Source organism: Sediminibacterium soli (genome assembly GCF_009939225.1).
GTDB classification, from domain to species: domain Bacteria; phylum Bacteroidota; class Bacteroidia; order Chitinophagales; family Chitinophagaceae; genus Sediminibacterium; species Sediminibacterium soli.
Genome location: NZ_JAACJR010000006.1, coordinates 705,672 through 724,660, shown reverse-complemented (window position 1 = coordinate 724,660; position 18,989 = coordinate 705,672). Strand labels below are relative to the sequence as shown.

14 protein-coding genes, 1 pseudogene and 1 riboswitch are annotated in these 18,989 nt (G+C 48.5%); of the genes and pseudogenes, 14 read left to right on the top strand and 1 reads right to left on the bottom strand.

Annotated elements, in window-relative coordinates:
* Positions 1-95: 95 nt before the first annotated feature.
* The 3 genes from GWC94_RS07200 (at position 96) to GWC94_RS07190 (ending at position 4,797) form a co-directional block, all read left to right on the top strand.
* Positions 96-803: a 3-keto-disaccharide hydrolase gene (locus GWC94_RS07200; protein WP_161834349.1), complete on the top strand. Its 708-nt coding sequence runs from the start codon at positions 96-98 to the stop codon at positions 801-803.
* A gap of 18 nt (positions 804-821) precedes the next feature.
* The gene (locus GWC94_RS07195; protein ID WP_161834348.1) at positions 822-2,156 is read left to right on the top strand and encodes a Gfo/Idh/MocA family protein; all 1,335 of its coding nucleotides are present in this window, start codon (positions 822-824) and stop codon (positions 2,154-2,156) included.
* A 148-nt stretch (positions 2,157-2,304) separates the two neighbouring features.
* Positions 2,305-4,797: a glycoside hydrolase family 9 protein gene (locus GWC94_RS07190; RefSeq protein ID WP_161834347.1), complete on the top strand. Its 2,493-nt coding sequence runs from the start codon at positions 2,305-2,307 to the stop codon at positions 4,795-4,797.
* Between the two features lie 52 nt (positions 4,798-4,849).
* On the opposite strand, the gene GWC94_RS07185 is transcribed toward GWC94_RS07190, so the two are convergent.
* The gene (locus GWC94_RS07185; RefSeq protein WP_161834346.1) at positions 4,850-5,689 is read right to left on the bottom strand and encodes a methylated-DNA--[protein]-cysteine S-methyltransferase; all 840 of its coding nucleotides are present in this window, start codon (positions 5,687-5,689) and stop codon (positions 4,850-4,852) included.
* Between the two features lie 147 nt (positions 5,690-5,836).
* On the opposite strand from GWC94_RS07185, the gene GWC94_RS07180 reads away from it, so the two are divergent.
* From GWC94_RS07180 to thiC, 11 genes and pseudogenes are all read left to right on the top strand, one after another.
* Positions 5,837-7,180 carry an amidohydrolase gene (locus tag GWC94_RS07180; protein ID WP_161834345.1) on the top strand — a complete coding sequence of 448 codons (1,344 nt, stop codon included), beginning with the start codon at positions 5,837-5,839 and terminating at the stop codon, positions 7,178-7,180.
* Between the two features lie 58 nt (positions 7,181-7,238).
* Positions 7,239-7,637, top strand: a complete 399-nt coding sequence (locus GWC94_RS07175) for a VOC family protein (protein WP_161834344.1) — start codon at positions 7,239-7,241, stop codon at positions 7,635-7,637.
* A gap of 219 nt (positions 7,638-7,856) precedes the next feature.
* On the top strand, positions 7,857-8,255 hold the full coding sequence (locus GWC94_RS17145; RefSeq protein ID WP_449619043.1) for an HYC_CC_PP family protein: 399 nt from the start codon (positions 7,857-7,859) through the stop codon (positions 8,253-8,255).
* Between the two features lie 217 nt (positions 8,256-8,472).
* A complete protein-coding gene (locus GWC94_RS07170) occupies positions 8,473-9,093 on the top strand; it encodes a DUF3347 domain-containing protein (protein ID WP_161834343.1) in 621 nt (206 codons plus the stop codon).
* Between the two features lie 16 nt (positions 9,094-9,109).
* A pseudogene (locus GWC94_RS16800) lies at positions 9,110-12,337 on the top strand (efflux RND transporter permease subunit).
* Positions 12,288-13,595 carry a TolC family protein gene (locus tag GWC94_RS07155; protein ID WP_235918476.1) on the top strand — a complete coding sequence of 436 codons (1,308 nt, stop codon included), beginning with the start codon at positions 12,288-12,290 and terminating at the stop codon, positions 13,593-13,595. The pseudogene GWC94_RS16800 and the gene GWC94_RS07155 overlap by 50 nt, the downstream one beginning before the upstream one ends.
* 4 nt (positions 13,596-13,599) lie before the next feature.
* A complete protein-coding gene (locus tag GWC94_RS07150; protein ID WP_202628654.1) occupies positions 13,600-14,853 on the top strand; it encodes an efflux RND transporter periplasmic adaptor subunit in 1,254 nt (417 codons plus the stop codon).
* Positions 14,850-16,055 (top strand): efflux RND transporter periplasmic adaptor subunit, encoded by a 1,206-nt coding sequence (locus tag GWC94_RS07145; protein ID WP_161834340.1) that lies wholly within the window; start codon positions 14,850-14,852, stop codon positions 16,053-16,055. Before GWC94_RS07150 ends, GWC94_RS07145 begins: the two co-directional genes overlap by 4 nt.
* A 5-nt stretch (positions 16,056-16,060) precedes the next feature.
* A complete protein-coding gene (locus tag GWC94_RS07140) occupies positions 16,061-16,525 on the top strand; it encodes a heme-binding domain-containing protein (RefSeq protein WP_161834339.1) in 465 nt (154 codons plus the stop codon).
* Positions 16,526-16,776: 251 nt separating this feature from the next.
* Positions 16,777-16,865, top strand: a riboswitch (TPP riboswitch).
* 51 nt (positions 16,866-16,916) lie between these two features.
* Positions 16,917-17,120, top strand: a complete 204-nt coding sequence (gene thiS / locus GWC94_RS07135; RefSeq protein ID WP_161834338.1) for a sulfur carrier protein ThiS — start codon at positions 16,917-16,919, stop codon at positions 17,118-17,120.
* Between the two features lie 21 nt (positions 17,121-17,141).
* A complete protein-coding gene (gene thiC / locus GWC94_RS07130; protein WP_161834337.1) occupies positions 17,142-18,989 on the top strand; it encodes a phosphomethylpyrimidine synthase ThiC in 1,848 nt (615 codons plus the stop codon).

The window sequence follows — 18,989 nt, the reverse complement described above, 5'->3', positions numbered from 1 at the left end:
CCGGCGATTGGGAATGGGTTAACCTGTTCCGCATTTGTTTCTGATAAGAAAAGGAAAATAGGTATATTGACGCAAGTAATAAATTACCTATGACCATGCAGAAACGAATTCATGTTTATTTTCTCGCGCTTGCCTGCTGTTTTTTCGCACAGGATATAGCGGCGCAAACGCAGCAGCTCACAGACAGGGAACAGCAGGAAGGCTGGAAACTCCTGTTCGACGGCGTTACGACAAAAGGCTGGAAAAAAGCAAACGGCCAGCCCTTTCCCGAAAAAGGATGGACCGTTGAAAACGGTGTATTGCGCCTGGATACCGCAGCAGGCAGAGGCGGCGATATCATAACCGATGAACAGTTTACCGATTTTGAACTGGTGCTCGATTTTAAAACCGTGCCGGGTGCCAACAGCGGTATCAAATATTTCCTTCTTCCCAACACTTCGCTGGGATGCGAGTTTCAGGTACTCGACGATGAACGCCATCCCGATGCCAAACTGGGGGTTAACGGCAACAGAAAACTCGGCGGTTTATACGACCTGATCGCACCCGATGCCGGCAAAAAAGAAAACCCGCCGGGAGAATGGAACCAGGCGCGGATACTGGCAAAGGGCAACCATGTGGAACACTGGCTGAACGGGAAGAAAACAGTGGAATACGACCGTGATACGCCTGCCTTCAAAGCACTGGTGGCCGCCAGCAAATACAAAAACAACAAAGGGTTTGGTGAGACTGTTCAGTCGCCTATCCTCCTGCAGGATCATGGCAATACGGTTTCCTTCCGTAATATCCGGATCAGAAAAATATAACCACTAAAAAGACTGCTCATGAAAAAATCAAGAAGAACATTCCTGAAACATATCGGCATGGGCTCGGCGGGTCTTGCCATCGGCGGAATGGGTTTTGGCGCAAAAAGCTATGCCAATATCGTTGGCGCAAACGAAAGGGTAAGGGTGGCGGTGATGGGCACCAACAGCCGCGGACTGGCGCATATTGCCGCATTCGGCAAACTGGAAAATGCCGAGCTTGCCTTTCTTTGCGATGCGGATGACAAGGCGCTTGCAAAAGGCCTGGACTTTGCAGAGAAAAAAAACCTAAAAAAACCGGCTGTCGAAAAAGATATCCGCAGGATACTGGCCAATAAAGAAGTGGATGCAATCTCTATTGCCGCACCCGATCACTGGCATGCACCCGCAACCATACTGGCCTGCCAGGCAGGAAAACATGTGTATGTTGAAAAACCATTAAGCCATAACCCGCATGAAGGCGAACTGGCGGTACAGGCGGCAAGAAAATACAAAAGGGTGGTGCAGATGGGCAGCCAGCGCCGTTCATGGCCCATACTCACACAGGGCATCCAGGAGCTGCACGGTGGTGTGATCGGCAAAGTGCATATGGCCAAAGCCTGGTATACCAATAACCGCGAAAGCATCGGTACCGGAAAAAATATCCCCGTGCCCGAAGGACTCGATTACGAACTGTGGCAGGGTCCTGCACCCCGCAGGCCATACCGCAGCAACCTGATACATTACAATTGGCACTGGTTCTGGCATTGGGGCACAGGAGAGGCGCTGAACAACGGTACGCACGAAATAGATGTGGTCAGATGGGGGCTCGGTATCGACTACCCGCTGCGTGTAAATTCAGCAGGCGGCAGGTATCATTTCAAAGACGACTGGGAAACACCCGATACGCAGATCATTACCTACGACTGTCCCGGAGATACCGCCGTGGTATGGGAAGGCCGCAGCTGCAATGGCCGTTATGTGGAAGGAGAGGACCGCGGCGTTATTTTCTACGGTGAAGGCGGCAGCCTGAGTACGGGTGGTAACAGCTATACAGTGTACGATAAGAAAAACAAACTGGTCAAGGAAATCAAATCCAATATCGCTGTTGACGGACGTAACACCGCAAGTCCGAGCGAGGGACTGGACATCGTGCACTTTGCCAATTTTCTCGACGCCATCAAAAACAATACCCTTCCGAATGCCGATGTGGAAACAGGCTATAAGAGCACGCTATGGGTGCAGCTGGGTAATATTTCCCATCGTGTTGGTCATACGCTGAACATCGACCAACGCAACGGGCATATTCTGGACGACAGCAAAGCCGCGCAGCTCTGGAGAAGGGACTATGAAAAAGGCTGGGAACCCAGGGTCTGATACAGAAAATTCATGCAAAACGCTTCCGGCAGGCGATGCCGTTTACAAAGGAGATGCTTAAGTGTCTCCTTTGTTATTGCTGCAGACTGGCCGTTCGCGGTGACAGCATGTTTACCGCTTATCTTTACCCAGCCTTTATCACTGCCTTATGAAAAAGACAAGCCTGCTTTTTTGCCTGCTTTGCTGGCTCACCGGTCTTTCCGCGCAAAGCTATATCCGTATCAACCAGCTGGGTTACCCCACAGCATCCGTTAAAGTGGCCGTATGGTGTGCCAGATCCCAGGTCGCCATCGATGTTTTTGAACTGGTGGAAGCGGCTTCCGGAAAGACAGTATATAAAAATACCGCCGGCAAACCATTCGGCGCGTACGGACCTTTTGCTGCCACCTACCGGTTGAATTTCTCCGCATTCCGCAGCAAAGGATCCTATTTCCTGAGAGCGGGCGGCGTGCAGTCGCCGGTGTTTGCCATCAACGACAGCGTGTACAAGGGCGCCGCCGATTTCTGCCTGCGCTATATGCGGCAGCAGCGCAGCGGTTTTAACCCGTTTCTGAAAGACAGCTGTCATACACACGACGGATACACCTTGTACGGTCCTATGCCGGACAGCACGCATATCAATGTAAGCGGCGGTTGGCACGATGCCAGCGATTACCTGCAGTACAGCACCACCTCGGCGAACGCCGGTTTTCACCTGCTGGCGGCTTATCGCGATTTTCCGGCTGTGTTTGGTGATGAAAAGCTTGCCAGCGGACTGGATGGCCGAAACGGTACCAAAGATGTATTGGATGAAGCGCGCTGGGGACTTGACTGGCTGGTGAAAATGAATCCCCGCGACGACTGGATGTTCAACCAGTTGGGAGATGACCGAGATCATATGGGTATGCGCATTCCGAAAGAAGACAGTTTCTATGGAAGGGGGTTTGAACGACCGGTATATTTCAATTCGGGCAGGCCACAGCAGCGCGGCAGGTTTATGAATGCCACCACGGGCACCGCCTCTACAGCCGGTAAGCTCGCAGGCGCGTTTGCCCTTGCTTCGCAGTTATATGCACCGGTTGATAAAGCCTATGCATCGATGCTCTCAAAAAAAGCGGTAGCCGCCTGGAATTATGGATTGAAGCAGCCGGGCGTGGCGCAGACGGCCTCTGTAAGATCGCCCTATATCTATGCGGAAGGCGACTGGATGGATGATATGGAGCTGGCAGCCGCGCAGTTGTATTCGCTCACCGGTCAGGAAAGCTATCGCAACGCATTCGATCAGTACCTGCAAAAAGATTCGGTCTCTAAATGGATGGGAAAGGATACAGCCCATCATTACCAGTTCTATCCTTTCAATAACCTGGGGGTATATGCAATGGCGCGTGAGCGCAAAAATGCAGCAGCGGGTTTGATGGATCGTTATGCAGACGGGTTACGGAAGGTGCAGGAAAAAGCAAGGCACAATGCATTCAACCGGGGCATACCGTTTATCTGGTGCAGCAATAACCTCACGGTTTCTTTTGCGATACAATGTTACTGGTACCGCGCTGTCTCGGGTAACAGCGTGTATGCGGAACTGGAACAGGCCTGTTTCGACTGGCTGTTCGGCTGCAATCCATGGGGAACCGGTATGGTGTACGGACTGCCTTCCTGGGGCGATACACCGGCAGACCCGCATTCGGCATTCACGCATCTCAAAAATTATCCCATCGACGGCGGGCTGGTTGACGGGCCGGTGTACACCTCCATCTACAAAAGCCTGATCGGCATCACACTCAAAGATCCCGATGAATACGAATCGCTGCAAAGCGATCTGGCGGTTTACCACGATGACTATGGCGATTACAGCACCAACGAACCCACGATGGATGGCACCGCTTCACTCATTTATTTACTTGCGGCCAAAGAACAGGAAGCTGACGGTATGCAAACAACTTCCCTTACCGCGAAGCCGCATGTCAGCTATGCAGAAGGCGCAGTTGTCAGAGGCGATTCCACACAAAAAAATATCGCGCTTGTGTTTACCGGCGACGAATTCGGAGAGGGCCTGCAGCCGATCGCCCAAACACTGCAGAAACAACAGGTAAAAGCATCTTTCTTTTTTACCGGCCGGTTTTACCGCAACGCTACTTTTCTCAAAGACGTAAGGCGGTTGTATGCGTCCGGTCATTTGATGGGCTCGCATTCAGACAGGCACCTGCTGTACAGCGACTGGACCGATCGCAGCAAAACACTGGTTACAAAAGATTCGCTGCTGGCCGATCTTGCACACGGCAAAGAAGCGATGCGTTCCGCCGGTATTCCCCGCGCGGCTATCACTCCTTTTTACATACCGCCTTACGAGTGGTGGAACAGGGAAGTGGCAGGCTGGCTGCGCGAAGCGGGTATGCTAACAATCAGTTTTACGCCCGGCACCGGCAGTAATGCCGACTATACCTATCCCGAACTCGGCGCATCTTACAGGACGAGCGAAGAGATCGTTACACGTATCAAAAAAATCGCGCAGGCACCGGGCAGCGGTCTGAATGGTATGATCCTGCTGGTACATGCAGGCACCGATCCGAGACGAAAAGATAAATTATACGATCAACTCGACTCCCTGATCGCTTACCTGAAAGAAAAGGGATATGCATTTAAAAAACTGGATGAGTTGCCGTAAATGCGGTATCGGGAAACGGGTTACCTGAAAGTTGTCAGCTCCCGGCGCAGGTTTAGCTGCGTGCGGCTTCCCACCCGATCATGGCATGCTTGCGTGTGCTTCCCCAATGGTATTGCCCCGTGTCACCGGTAGACCTGATCACGCGATGGCAGGGAATAAGAAAAGCCACGGGGTTAGCAGCAACAGCGCTGCCCACGGCCCTTGATGCGCCCGGATTACCGGCAAGGGTGGCCAGGTTTCCATAGGTGGTCAAACCGCCCGCGGGGATTTTCAGCAGGGTTTCCCATATCCTTATCTGGAAATCGGTTCCCTTCAGGTGAAGCCTGATCGTATCCAGCCTGCGCCAGTCCTGTGAAAAAATAAACAGTGCATTTTGCTGTATCCGGTCAACCACCTGCAGGTAAGCGGCATTGGGAAAGTCTGCCCGCAACGCATCCAGCGCCTGTTGCGGGTCCTGGTCAGCAAACGACATATGGCAGATGCCACGGGAAGTGGCGGCCACCAGTATCTTACCAAATGGACTGTCGGCAAAGGAATACTGAATGGTCAGCGATGCGCCGCCGTTTTTGTATTCCCCCGGGGTCATCCCTTCCATTTTGATAAAGAGATCATGCAGTCTGCCGGCACCCGAGAGCCCGGATTCCCAGGCTGTATCGGCCAGGCTGGCTGCTGTGTTTTTCAGCATGCCCCTGGCATAGTCTGCAGTAAGGTATTGCAGGAACTGTTTGGGGCTGACACCGGCCCAGCTCGTAAACATTCTTTGAAAATGAAAGGTGCTGAGATGCACATGTGCCGCCGCGTCTTCGAGTCGGGGCTGCGATCTGTGGTGTTGCCTGAAGAAGCCGATGGCGGATGCGATCCGGTTATAATCAAGTTGCTGCTGGGTTTCCATTGCCGTTAATTTGAATCAAAATTACCATTGCCCGGCCATCCGGTAAATCCGGTTCTTGCTTTGTTTGGCGCAGGGAAAGATAGCGGAGTGTGTGGTAAACTGCGTTTTCCGTAAACAGTAAGCTAACTTTGCCAAAACCCTTACACGATGAAAAGATCAGGGATGCCCCGCAAGGATTTTTTGAAAAAATCCGGACTGGGTCTTGCAGGCATGGCATTTGCGCCACGCGTACTGCCGTCCGAAAAAAATCCGGCGAGCGGAACGGATAGAAAAAATACAGCTGCGGGAGCGGACTATGTGCTGAAAAACGTACGGCTTGAAACGGGATTTGACTATGAAGACGGAGAAGTGATCCGTACCAGAACCGAATTGTTTGAAGTAAGCGTCAGCAACGGAAAGATCGCAGCCCTGCGGACCGGCAACCCTGCAGGCGGGTCGGGTATCGATGCAAAGGATTTATTGCTGTTGCCGGCGTTCAGGGATATGCATATCCACCTCGACAAGACGTTTTACGGCGGTCAATGGCAGGCGGCGAGGCGAAGAACCAACGGTGTAAAAGGAATGATCGCACTGGAACAGCAGATCCTTCCGGGCATGCTGACCACTTCCACATCGCGCGCCGAAAAACTGATCGGGCTGCTGCAGTCAAAAGGTTCGTCTTATGCAAGAAGTCATGTAAACATAGAACCCACTTCAAAACTGCAATCGCTGCTAAACCTGCAAAAAGCGCTGGCAAACAAAAAGCCCGGCTTTGGTGCGGAACTGGTGGCTTTTCCGCAGCATGGCGTTTTCTACACGGAATCGGTGCCCTACCTGAAGGAAGCCGCCCGGATGGATATCGATTTTATCGGCGGCCTGGACCCTTTCAGCATCGACGGGGCCATCGAAAAAACAATGGATTTTACCGTACAGCTGGCGCTGGATCATGACAAAGGGATCGATATCCATCTCCATGAAACGGGCGAATCGGGTCTGAAGACGGTGGAATACCTGATCAAAAAAGTGAACGAGAACCCCGCATTGAAAAACAGGACCTTTATCAGCCATTGTTTTGTTCTCGGAAAACTGGAACAGGTAAAACAGGAAGCGATAGCCGAACAGCTGGCGGCAGCGGGAATTGGAATTGTATCCACGATACCCATCGGTAACCTGGTGATGCCCATTCCCGTTCTGTACAAACACAGGGTTACCGTGCTTACCGGCAACGACAGCATCATAGACCACTGGAATACCTTTGGATCGGGAAGCGTATTGCAGAAAGCCAACCTGATGGCGCAGCTGTACGGATACAACACCGAATTTTTACTGTCGAGAAGCCTGCGGCTGGCAACCGGCAACCTGCTTCCTTTAGACGATAAAGGCATACAGCAATGGCCCAAACCCGGCGATGCGGCCAGCATGGTGCTGGTTGATGCCAGATGCTCTGCAGAAGCGGTATCAAGGGTATCGCCGGTGAAATCGCTGATCAATAACGGACATATCGTATATTAAACAACCTGCCATCTGCCGATCGGCATAACGATTGCCGATTGGTGATAAACCAGCCACTATGAAAACAAAAAAAATCTGGGCCAATTTCAGCGTAAGCGATGTGGGCCGCACCAGCCGGTTCTATACGCAACTGGGCTTTACACCCAACAACACCGGCAATTACCCCAAACTCGCCAGTTTTCTTTTTGGTGACGACGCATTTGTGATTCATTTTTTTGAGAAAGGATCGCAGATTGACGGATACCTGACGGCCGACGCAACAAGCGCCAGTGAAATCATATTCACGCTGTCTGCCGAAACCGAACAGGAGGTAAGGGACTGGGAAGCGAACGTAAAAGCCGCCGGCGGTACCGTTTTCCAGGAAGCCGGGAGGGACAAGGCCGGTTATTTCGGCGTTGGTTTTGCAGACCCCGACGGACACAAATTTAACGTGCTGCTGATGGAGCCGGGGATGTAAGCCGCTAATCCTCGGTTTTCTTATGCAGCGCTTTAAACCCTTCACACCCTCGGGCTGTTTTATATTCACCGGCATGAATGGGTGGCAGCATCAACTGCCCCGAACTTCAGAAACCGAACCGGTGTAAAAACATTGATTCTCAAATGGCAGGGTGACAAAATACAAGTCGATGCCAAAATTATATAACACAATGCCTGAAATTCCACCTATTTTTGTGGGGTGAGGAAACTTATTATTCTCATATTATCCATTGTCTATCTCAATACAACCGTTGGCGCAACGATCCATATGCATTATTGCATGGATAAGTTGGTAGACTGGCGACCATGGCATACCACTTCAAAAAAATGCAGCGAATGTGGTATGGAGAAGACCCATGAAAATAAGAAGGGTTGCTGTAAAGATGAACATAAGCAGGTTAAACTGCAGATCGATCATAAAGCCGCAGAAAATTTTCAGTTGCAGCAATTGAGTTTACTGGCTGTTGCTCCTGCCTGTTTTGTTTTGCCGGCGGCTGCGCCTGTTCCCTCTGTAACGGAGCAATATCCGATAAGTCATGCACCGCCCCGATGTGCAAAGACCTCCGTTTACATTCGCAATTGCGTTTTTCTTATTTGAGTTAATCTTACCTGATTAAGCCTGGCAAATAACTGTCGGGCTGTTGGCATTATGGTTGCCATCCCCCACATCTTTTATTTATCATCATAAAAAATCAATTTGTATGAAATCAATCCGGTTCATTTCCTGGACTGTTGTTGGTACGACAGAAAGAAAAAACAAACCGGGAACAATCACTTCGATTTTCATTAATACATTAACCCAAAAAAACAATAACATGAAAAACACACTTTTGGCAGTGATAGCGATCTCCCTGCTGGCTTTATCAGCATGCAATAATGGCACTGATAAAGCTGCCGATCACGACATGAGCAAAATGAAATCCGATTCTGCCGCTCCGCCTTCGGCAACGGGCGACAAAGACATAAAATCGGTGTCGGTAACCTTTACCAATGTTGACCCGAAGATAGCTGCCTCGGTTAAAGAGGTTGTCAGCCATTACCTGCATATAAAGAATGCATTGGCCAACGATAATGCCGATGAGGCCGCAAGCGGCGCAAAAGCGGTGTCAGCAGCTTTGGCAAAGGTTGATAAATCATTTTTTACGCCTGAGCAGAAAAAAGTGTACGATGAAAGCGAAGGCGATCTAAAAGAGCATGCTGAACACATCGGCAAAAGCAAAATAGACCACCAGCGGGAGCATTTTTCTATGATGAGTGAGGATGTGTATTCGCTGGTAAAAGCGTTTGGCGGCGGTCAGGCCCTGTACCATGATCATTGCCCGATGGCAAACGACGGCAAGGGCGCCATGTGGCTGAGTGAACTGAAGGAAATCAAAAACCCTTACATGGGAAGTAAAATGCCCACCTGTGGTACCGTAGAGGAGAAAATACAATAGTTCTTAATCAGATAGCATGGTTCAAAAATTAATTGAGATTTCCCTGCGCAACAGGCTTATTGTGCTGCTTATGGCGGCCGGCCTGTTTGCGTGGGGAATCTTTTCCATTCAGAAAAACCCGATTGACGCCATTCCGGATCTGTCGGAAAACCAGGTGATCGTCTTTACGGAATGGATGGGGCGAAGCCCGCAGATCATCGAGGACCAGGTTACCTATCCATTGGTCAGTAATCTTCAGGGGGTTCCCAAAGTCAGGAATATCCGCGGCGCCTCTATGTTTGGAATGAGTTTCGTGTACCTGATTTTTGAAGACGATGTAGATATCTACTGGGCGAGAACAAGGGTGCTGGAACGATTAAACTACGCCCAGCGGTTATTGCCGCAGAATGTAACGCCCACTCTTGGCCCCGATGGAACAGGTGTTGGTCATGTGTTCTGGTACACATTCGATGCCAGGCAGATGGATCTTGGGGAACAAAGGGCCATACAGGATTGGTACGTCAAATTTGCTCTGCAGACCGTACCCGGGGTGGCGGAAGTGGCCTCGTTTGGCGGGTTTGAAAAGCAATACCAGTTGGTCATCGATCCGGTTAAACTGCAGTTTTACAACATCTCCATGGGGGATGTGATGAATAAGGTAAAAGCCAATAACAACGATGTGGGCGGAAGAAAATTTGAAATGAGCAATATGGCTTATATCATTCGCGGATTGGGGTATGTCAGGAATAAGGAAGACCTGGAGAATATTGCAGTGGGCAATAGCAACGGCATTCCCATTCGGGTTAAGGACCTGGGCAGCGTTCAGATGGGCGGTGACCTGCGGCTGGGCATTTTTGACGAAAATGGGGAGGGAGAAGTGGTTGGCGGAATTGTGGTCATGCGATACGGGCAAAACGCAGACAAAGTAATTGAAGATGTAAAAAAGAAAATGGCCGACGTGCAGAAAGGTTTGCCGGAAGGTGTAAAATTCAAAGTTGCCTACGACAGAACAGAACTGATCAAAGCATCGGTGGAGAATGTAAAAACAAAGCTTATAGAGGAAATGATCGTGGTTTCCTTAATCGTGATTGTATTCCTTCTTCACTGGCGAAGTGCATTGAGCATTATTATCCAGATCCCGATAACCATAGCAGCCAGTTTTATTTTACTGAACGCATTTGGTATTTCTTCCAATATCATGTCTTTAACGGGCATCGCCCTTGCGATCGGCGTTATTGTCGATAACGGCATTATCATGTCGGAGAACGCTTACCGGCATTTATCGGAATGGCAGAATAACCCACCACCTAATACGTAGACTATGGCATTATTTAAGAAAAGGAACTGGCTTGGGAGTTCAGGGTATAAAAAGATACCGGAAGATGTTCGCATGAATCTGATTGAGAGAGCATGCAAGCAGGTATCGAGGGGTGTGTTTTTCTCTACCATCATTATCATCACCTCGTTTCTGCCCGTGTTCCTGTTGACAGGCCAGGAGGGAAAGCTATTTCACCCGCTTGCCTTTACCAAAACCTTCATCATGATCGTGGATGCAATACTGGTGATAACACTTGCGCCGGTGCTGATCTCGATCTTTATGAAGGGAAGATTCAGACCTGAATCGGCGAATCCGATTAACAGGGGGCTGGAAAGAATCTACGAACCGTTGATCAGAGCCTGTATCAAATGGAGAAAAACCACCCTTGGGATTAATATAGCTGCCCTGCTGATAAGTATTCCCCTGGTATTGAGCCTGGGTCGTGAATTTATGCCACCCCTGGATGAAGGATCTATTTTATTTATGCCCGTTACGCTGCCGGATGTTTCAAACTCGGAGGTGAAAAGGATATTGCAGGTGCAGGATAAGATCATCAAATCCGTTCCCGAAGTGGAGAACGTGTTGGGTAAGGCCGGCAGGGCCAATACGGCCACGGATAATTCTCCCGTCAGTATGATTGAGACCATCATTTTGCTGAAGCCCAGGTCTCAATGGAGAGCCAGTCTGACAAAAAACGACATTATCAACGAACTGAATTCCAAATTACAGATACCCGGCGTTACAAACGGATGGACACAGCCGATCATTAACCGGATAAATATGCTTTCAACCGGTATTCGTACCGATGTTGGGGTAAAAGTGTATGGGCAGGATATTGATTCGATCAACCATTTCGCGCAGCAGGTCAGAAATGCATTAAACGGAATTGATGGCGTAAAGGATCTTTATGTAGAGCCGATCACCGGCGGCAAGTATGTGGACATCATCCTGAAAAGAGAGGAGATCGGACGTTATGGCCTGAGCGTGGATGACCTTAACGATGTTATCGAAAGCGCACTGGGTGGAATGCGATTAACGACCACAGTGGAGGGGCGTCAGCGGTTTTCCGTCAATGCCAGATTTGGGCAGGATTTCAGGAACAATCTTACGGCCCTGAAAAGACTGCAGGTGCAGACCATGAACTTCGGGCCTATTCCGCTGGAGGCTGTTGCAGAGATAAAAATCAACGAAGGCCCGCCGATGATAAATTCTGAAAACGCCTTACTAAGGGGAACTGTGTTATTCAATGTGCGGGACAGAGACCTGGGCAGTACGGTGAAAGAGGCGCAGGACAGGCTGGATAAAATGATATCGAAACTTCCCCGGGGATATTTTCTTGAATGGAGCGGTCAGTATGAGAACCTGATACGGAGCGAAAAGACCCTGAAAATGATCCTGCCGGTGGTGTTGCTTATCATTTTCATATCCATGTATTTTGCTTTCCATTCTGCAAGAGAGGCGTTTTTCAGCCTTATCTCCATTCCTTTTGCCCTGATAGGGGGTGCCTTTATGGTCTATTTCTGGGGTGTTAACTTATCCGTTTCCGTGGCAGTTGGCTTTATTGCCTTATTTGGATTGGCGGTTGAAACGGGGATCGTTATGGTGATTTATCTGAATGATGCCATGCGGCAGCTTGTTGCCGAAAAAGGAAATTCCGGGAAAACCATTACAAAAGAAGATCTGCGGGCGTATGTAATTGCGGGCGCGGCAAAAAGACTTCGGCCAAAAATTATGACCGTTTCCGTTTCACTTTTTGCGTTGATACCGATCCTTTGGAGCAGTGGTGTTGGAAGCGATGTAATGAAACCGATCGTATTGCCGATGGTGGGTGGGGTAATCACCTCGGCTACACATATTCTGCTTGTCACTCCCTTACTATTTCTTATGCAAAAAGAATATGAACTTAAAAAATTCGGGAAGATCGACGTCCTCGACACAAAACATTAACGAAATGAAACGGAAGCTGATTTTTATATTGTCCGCCTTGTTATCGGTAACTGCTGTCAGGTCTCAGGACAAGCTAAGCCTGTCGGATGTATTGTCCGCTATCACAGCCAATCATCCCGATCTGAAGGGTTTCGATGCCCAGATACGGTCACTGGACGAAGTGGCCAAAGGAGCAAAGAACTGGGAACGGCCCTTGCTGAGCACCGGTCTTTGGATGACGCCATACAACCCGGCCATGTGGAAAAAACAGGCTGATGGCGCTCCGGGTATGGGTCAATACATGATTTCAGCCGAACAAATGCTTCCCAATACAAGCATGCAAAATGCTGCACTGAAGTATATGCAGGGTATGTCAGCAGTGGAAAAAGAAAGAAAAAATGCAGCGATCAATGAACTGTACGCCCAGGCCAGGAAGAACTTCTATCAATGGGTGGTCATCAAAAAAAAGTTGAAAGTGCTGGCGCAGGATGAAAAGGTGCTGGATTTCATGATCAAAGACGCGGAACTCAGGTACAGGAATAATCTGGGGAAGATAAGCGCTTATTATAAGGCCAAAGCCTCCCTGGGCAATATTCAGACAATGCGGATCATGCTGGAAAATGACATCATCCAGAAAAGGATATCCTTAAACACATTGATTAACCGCGACAAAAATCTGGTATTTGATATAGACACAAGCTATACCATACGGGAATATCCTTCCGTTCAGTTCGATAGCGCCACATTGGCTACTGCCAGAAGTGATATCAAGGCAATTGACCGGGAAATACAGCTGACAGCTCTTCAGCAGGACGTGGAAAAGGCAAAGCAAAAACCGGAATACGGCGTTCGATTTGATCACATGTTTGGGTTCGGGGGTTTACCGATGCAATATTCGCTTATGGGAATGGTAAAGCTGCCAATCGGAAAATCAACCCGGGCGTCAAAAGCAAATATTGAAGGTCTTAAGTGGAAAACAGAGTCTTTGAATCAGCAAAAGCTGGGTTTGATAAATGAGGCTGCCGGTATGGCGGAAGGGATGAAAAATGAGATCGCTTCGAGAAAAAAGCAAATAGCCATGTACGAAAGCAATATCATTCCGGCCCTGCGTAAGAATTTTCAAACAATGCAACTGGCGTATCAGAATAATACAGAGGAATTGTTTGCGTTATATGATGCATGGGAAACAGTAAACATGACACAACTCCAATACCTTGACCAGCTGCAGCAGTTGCTGATTATGCAGGCGGAACTGGAGAGAATATTGGAAGTAAAATAAAGCGATGAAAATCCGATTAAAAAATAGTGCTGTCATTTTAGTGCTGTTTGCCGGCGTGCTGTTGTTCTCCTGCAGGAGCAAAACGGCCAATCCGGCTGAAAATGGCAAAAAAGAATTGTGGACCTGTTCCATGCACCCCGAGATCATAAGAGATCACCCCGGCACCTGTCCGATTTGCGGAATGGATCTGATCAAAAAGATTGACAATGCAACTGCGCTCAATGATATTCAGCTCGATGACCTGTTGCAGCCGACAGACCGGTTTGTTGTTTCGTCTGTTCCGGTGACGACAATGAGTCGCTCTTCGGAAACCATTGAGGTGGAGGCACTGGGATCGATAGCTTATGACACCCGGCTGGTTAATACGATCTCAGCCCGAATCTCAGGAAGAATTGAAAAGCTCTATGTCAGGTACCGGTATCAACAGGTAACAAAAGGCCAGCGAATACTGGATGTGTATAGTCCTGAACTGCTGACTGCCGAAGAGGAGCTTTTGTTTCTTATCAAAAATGACCAGGCCAATACGGCGCTGATTAATGCTGCCAGACAAAAATTGCGCTTACTGGGAGTGAGCGAGGGACAGTTGGCGCAAATAATAAAAACCGGCAAGCCATCCCTGTCAATTGCTGTATACAGTAATTACAGCGGACATATCCATGATGCGGGAACAATGCCGGGAGTAGGGGCGAAAGAACAAAAAATGAATGTTCCGGGAACAACGGAAGAGTTGCCCATAAAAGAGGGGATGTATGTGGAGAAGGGGCAGGCCATTTTCCAGGTATACGATATCAGCAGGAGTTGGGTATTGTTAAATATATTTCCCGAGTATGAGCGGATGATCAAAACCGGTGATGCGGTACGAGTCGTTCCCGAAACCCAGCCTGCTAAAAATTTCCGGGCGAAAATTGATTTGATAGAACCCTTTTACAGAAAGGAAAATAAAACCCTCACGGCAAGGGTGTATTTTAATAATGCACAGCTTCAGATACCCGTTGGCAGCCAGGTCAGGGCCACCATTTTTGTAAACAGCGAGCAGGCAAACTGGTTGCCGAAAGATGCCGTTCTGTCGCTGGGCATCAATAAAGTGGTATTCGTCAAAACGATGGGTGGGTTCAAGGCGCATAAAATAGAGACCGGACTTAGCTATCAAAATAAAATACAGATTATGGCAGGATTGGCCGCAACCGACTCTGTAGCGGCAAACGCCCAGTTTCTGACAGACAGCGAAAGTTTTATAAAAACAAAAGATCGGCCATGAGATACCTTATCGCAATAACGCTATCATTGGTTCTGTTGGCCTGTAAGGATAAAAAAACAGTTGCCATACAGCCATCAGATGTTTTTTATACCTGTTCTATGCATCCGCAGATTATGCAGGACAGGCCGGGCAAATGCCCGATTTGCGGAATGGATCTGATACGGGTCGAAAAAAGGAAAGGAACAAACGACGATGCCATTATGCTCAGTGATCAGCAAATGCAACTGGGAAATATACAGGTGGATACGGTTGGCAGGGGAATCATTGGAGATGAAACGGTATTGACCGCCACCGTAAACATGGATGAAACCAAAGCCTCGACAGTCAGTGCCAGGATTTCCGGCAGAATGGAAAAGCTCTATTTTAAAAACACGGGCGATTATGTCGGAAAAGGAGAGAGGCTTTACGACTTATATAGTGAGCAGTTGAATACGGCAAAGCAGGAATATATTCTTGCCCTTGAAAAGCAGGAAACGCTGGACAACTCAATTATAGACCTTACACAGCTTGTTCGGTCGGCAAAAAATAAATTATTGCTATGGGGAATGAGCGAGTGGCAGATAGGCGATCTGGCAAAAACGAGGAAAGCCGCCGCACTCACACCTTTTTACAGCACAGCCAGCGGATATATCACAACACTGGAAATTCAGGAAGGCGATTATGTACCGGAAGGAGGAACCATTGTGCGATTGGGGGATCTGTCTTCTTTATGGGTGGAAGCACAGGTATATGCTTCCCGGCTGTCAGAGATTGACCGGAATGGCGCTGCAACTGTCCGGTTACCGCAGTTAGGGAAGGAGATAACCGGTAACATACAGTTTGTTAACCCTGAAATTAACGCCGAAACACGGATCAGCCTCGTACGGATTTCTGTTCCTAACTTCAATAACCAATTAAAACCCGGAATGCAGGCCTATGTTGTTGTAAAGAACCGTGTGCGCAGATCACTTACATTGCCCATTGACGCGGTGATACGAAATGGAACGATGAACACGGTTTGGATACAGATCGATAAAAACACTTTTAAAAGCGTTATGGTGGATATCGGTTTGGAAAGCGATGACAGGATTGAAATAAAAAGCGGTTTAAAAGAAGGTGATGCAGTGGCTATAAGCGGCGCTTACCTGTTAAACAGCGAATATATTTTTAAAAAAGGGGCGAACCCGATGGCTGGTCATGATATGGGTAATATGAAAATGTAAATGGCATGCGGATACTTCGCAGGATATTGATGGGCTTACTGGTCATTTTTGCGTTGCTTCAATTCATTCCCCGGACGGTAAATAAAAGCGACCAGGCAGTTTCAACCGATTTTGCAAAGATTTACGCCATACCTGTTGAAGTGCAATCCATTTTTCAGGAGGCCTGCTATGATTGTCACAGCAACAACACCCGTTATCCCTGGTATTCCAATATCCAGCCTTTCAGGCTTTGGCTTGACCTGCATATACAAGACGGAAAGGAAGAACTGAACTTCAGCAACTTTGGTGCGTATACCTCAAAAAGGCGGCACAACAAATTGAATTCAATGGCAAAATCAATCAAAAAAGGAACGATGCCGTTAACGTCTTACAAATGGATGCATGCGAAGGCAAGATTAGAAGATGCGCAAAAGAACCTGATCATACAATGGATCAGCGACACACAGGATTCATTGCAACAGAAAAAATAACATCGGAACAACTTCACGCGGTGTATTATTTATGTTAGTTGCTATTTAATCTGAAAATACCTGATTTTTGATGGTTAAGCGGCAGCTAAAGACAATTCGGTTATCTCTGAGACCTGATATAGGTGAATCTCTGTTGGTTTTTCAGGGTAGGTGTGCAAGTTGCTATATCCTTGAAGAGCACCCGATTGCTGCCGTGGCGAAATAATTTTTAGAAAAGATTTTTTATTTTTCATTTTTTACAATTAGGTTTGCTCAGACTTTAGGGGTGCCGAAAGGCTGAGATGATACCCTCGAACCTGATCTGGATAATGCCAGCGAAGGGAAAAGCGATCCGCACGAATTATTTCTATTTCGTCCATTCCTGAAGTTTCACTTTTAAACCTCAATGGGAATGGAAATCCTGCTTAATCATCAGAAAAGAGAAATTATTTCTCCCTCTTCCATCCGGCAATTACTGAATGATCATATTGGCGACAAGCAAAATGGTATTGCGGTTGCTGTCAACGAGAGCGTAGTTCCCAAATCCTCCTGGAACAGCCATATGATCCAGGCCAACGACTCCATTTTAATCATTAAAGCAACGCAGGGCGGATAGCCCATCACGCAAATATTTTTTATGAAAACAGCCGAAGCCACACCTGAGCGCAACCTGATCTCTACAACGCCATTCCCTGCATCCAGAAAAATGTATGTACAAGGTCATATGCATAATGTGCGGGTTGCGATGCGTGAAATCTCTGTTTCACCCACCCGGCATACCAATGGAAAAATAGAACAAAATGAACCCGTAGTGGTATATGATACCAGTGGTCCGTACACCGATCCTGCGATTTCTATTGATATAAAAAACGGGCTTCCACGTTTGCGCGATGCATGGGTACGCCAGCGGAACGATGTACTCGAACTGGTTGAGAGTGGTTCGGCCTATGCAAAACAAAGAAAGGACGACCCGTTACCGGATAATTTTCGATTTGGCCCTGTTCCTCGTCCAATGCGTTCTAAAAACGGCGATGCGGTCACACAGCTGCATTATGCCAGGAAGGGAATGATTACTCCCGAGATGGAATATATCTCAATACGGGAAAACCAGTGCCAGGAAATCTTGCTCCAGAGCGATATAGCGCATAAAACCCTGCTGGGCAAACAGCATGCAGGTGAAAGCTTTGGCGCAGCTACACCCAGGGGTATTATTACGCCGGAATTTGTGCGGCAGGAAGTGGCAGCGGGCCGGGCCATCATTCCCTGTAATATCAATCATCCCGAAGCGGAGCCCATGATCATCGGGAGGAATTTTCTGGTCAAGATCAATGCCAATATCGGGAACAGTGCAGTAAGCTCCAGTATCGAGGAAGAGGTTGAAAAAGCTGTCTGGGCCTGCCGCTGGGGTGCCGATACGATCATGGATCTTTCCACAGGAAAGAACATTCACGAAACCCGTGAATGGATCCTGCGTAATTCGCCGGTTCCGATCGGAACGGTGCCGATCTACCAGGCACTCGAAAAAGTGGGGGGAAAGGCGGAAGAACTGAACTGGCAGATTTTTAGAGATACCCTTATCGAACAGGCAGAGCAGGGGGTGGATTATTTTACCATTCACGCAGGAGTGCTTCTGCGTTATATTCCGCTTACTGCAAACAGGATTACCGGAATTGTATCGCGCGGGGGATCCATTATGGCGAAATGGTGCCTTGCCCATCACCGGGAAAATTTCCTGTACACACATTTTGAGGAGATCTGCGAAATCATGAAAGCCTATGATGTGTCTTTTTCACTGGGGGATGGCCTTCGACCCGGATCCATTGCGGATGCCAATGATACGGCACAGTTTGCTGAATTAAAGACTCAAGGCGAACTCAATCAAATTGCCTGGAAGCATGATGTGCAGGTAATGAATGAAGGACCAGGCCACGTTCCCATGCACCTGATCAGGGAGAATATGGAAAAGCAACTCGAATACTGTAAGGAAGCGCCCTTTTATACGCTTGGGCCGCTGACTACGGATATCGCTCCCGGATATGATCATATTACCTCCGCGATCGGGGCGGCGATGATTGGCTGGTATGGTACGGCCATGCTTTGTTATGTCACACCCAAAGAACACCTGGGATTGCCGAATAAAAATGATGTTAAAGCAGGCGTGATCACGTACAAGCTTGCAGCACATGCGGCCGATCTTGCCAAGGGCCATCCTGGTGCACAGTACCGCGATAATGCGTTGAGTAAGGCAAGGTTTGAGTTTCGATGGAACGACCAGTTTCATCTATCTCTCGATCCTGATACAGCAAAAGATTTTCACGACGAGACACTTCCTGCGGAAGGAGCTAAGCTGGCGCATTTCTGCTCGATGTGCGGCCCGAAATTCTGCTCGATGCAGATCAGCCAGGAGATCAGGGATTTTGCAGAACAGGGCATGCGGGATAAGGCGGAGGAATTTATTACAGGAAGCAGGGAAATTTATCAGTAG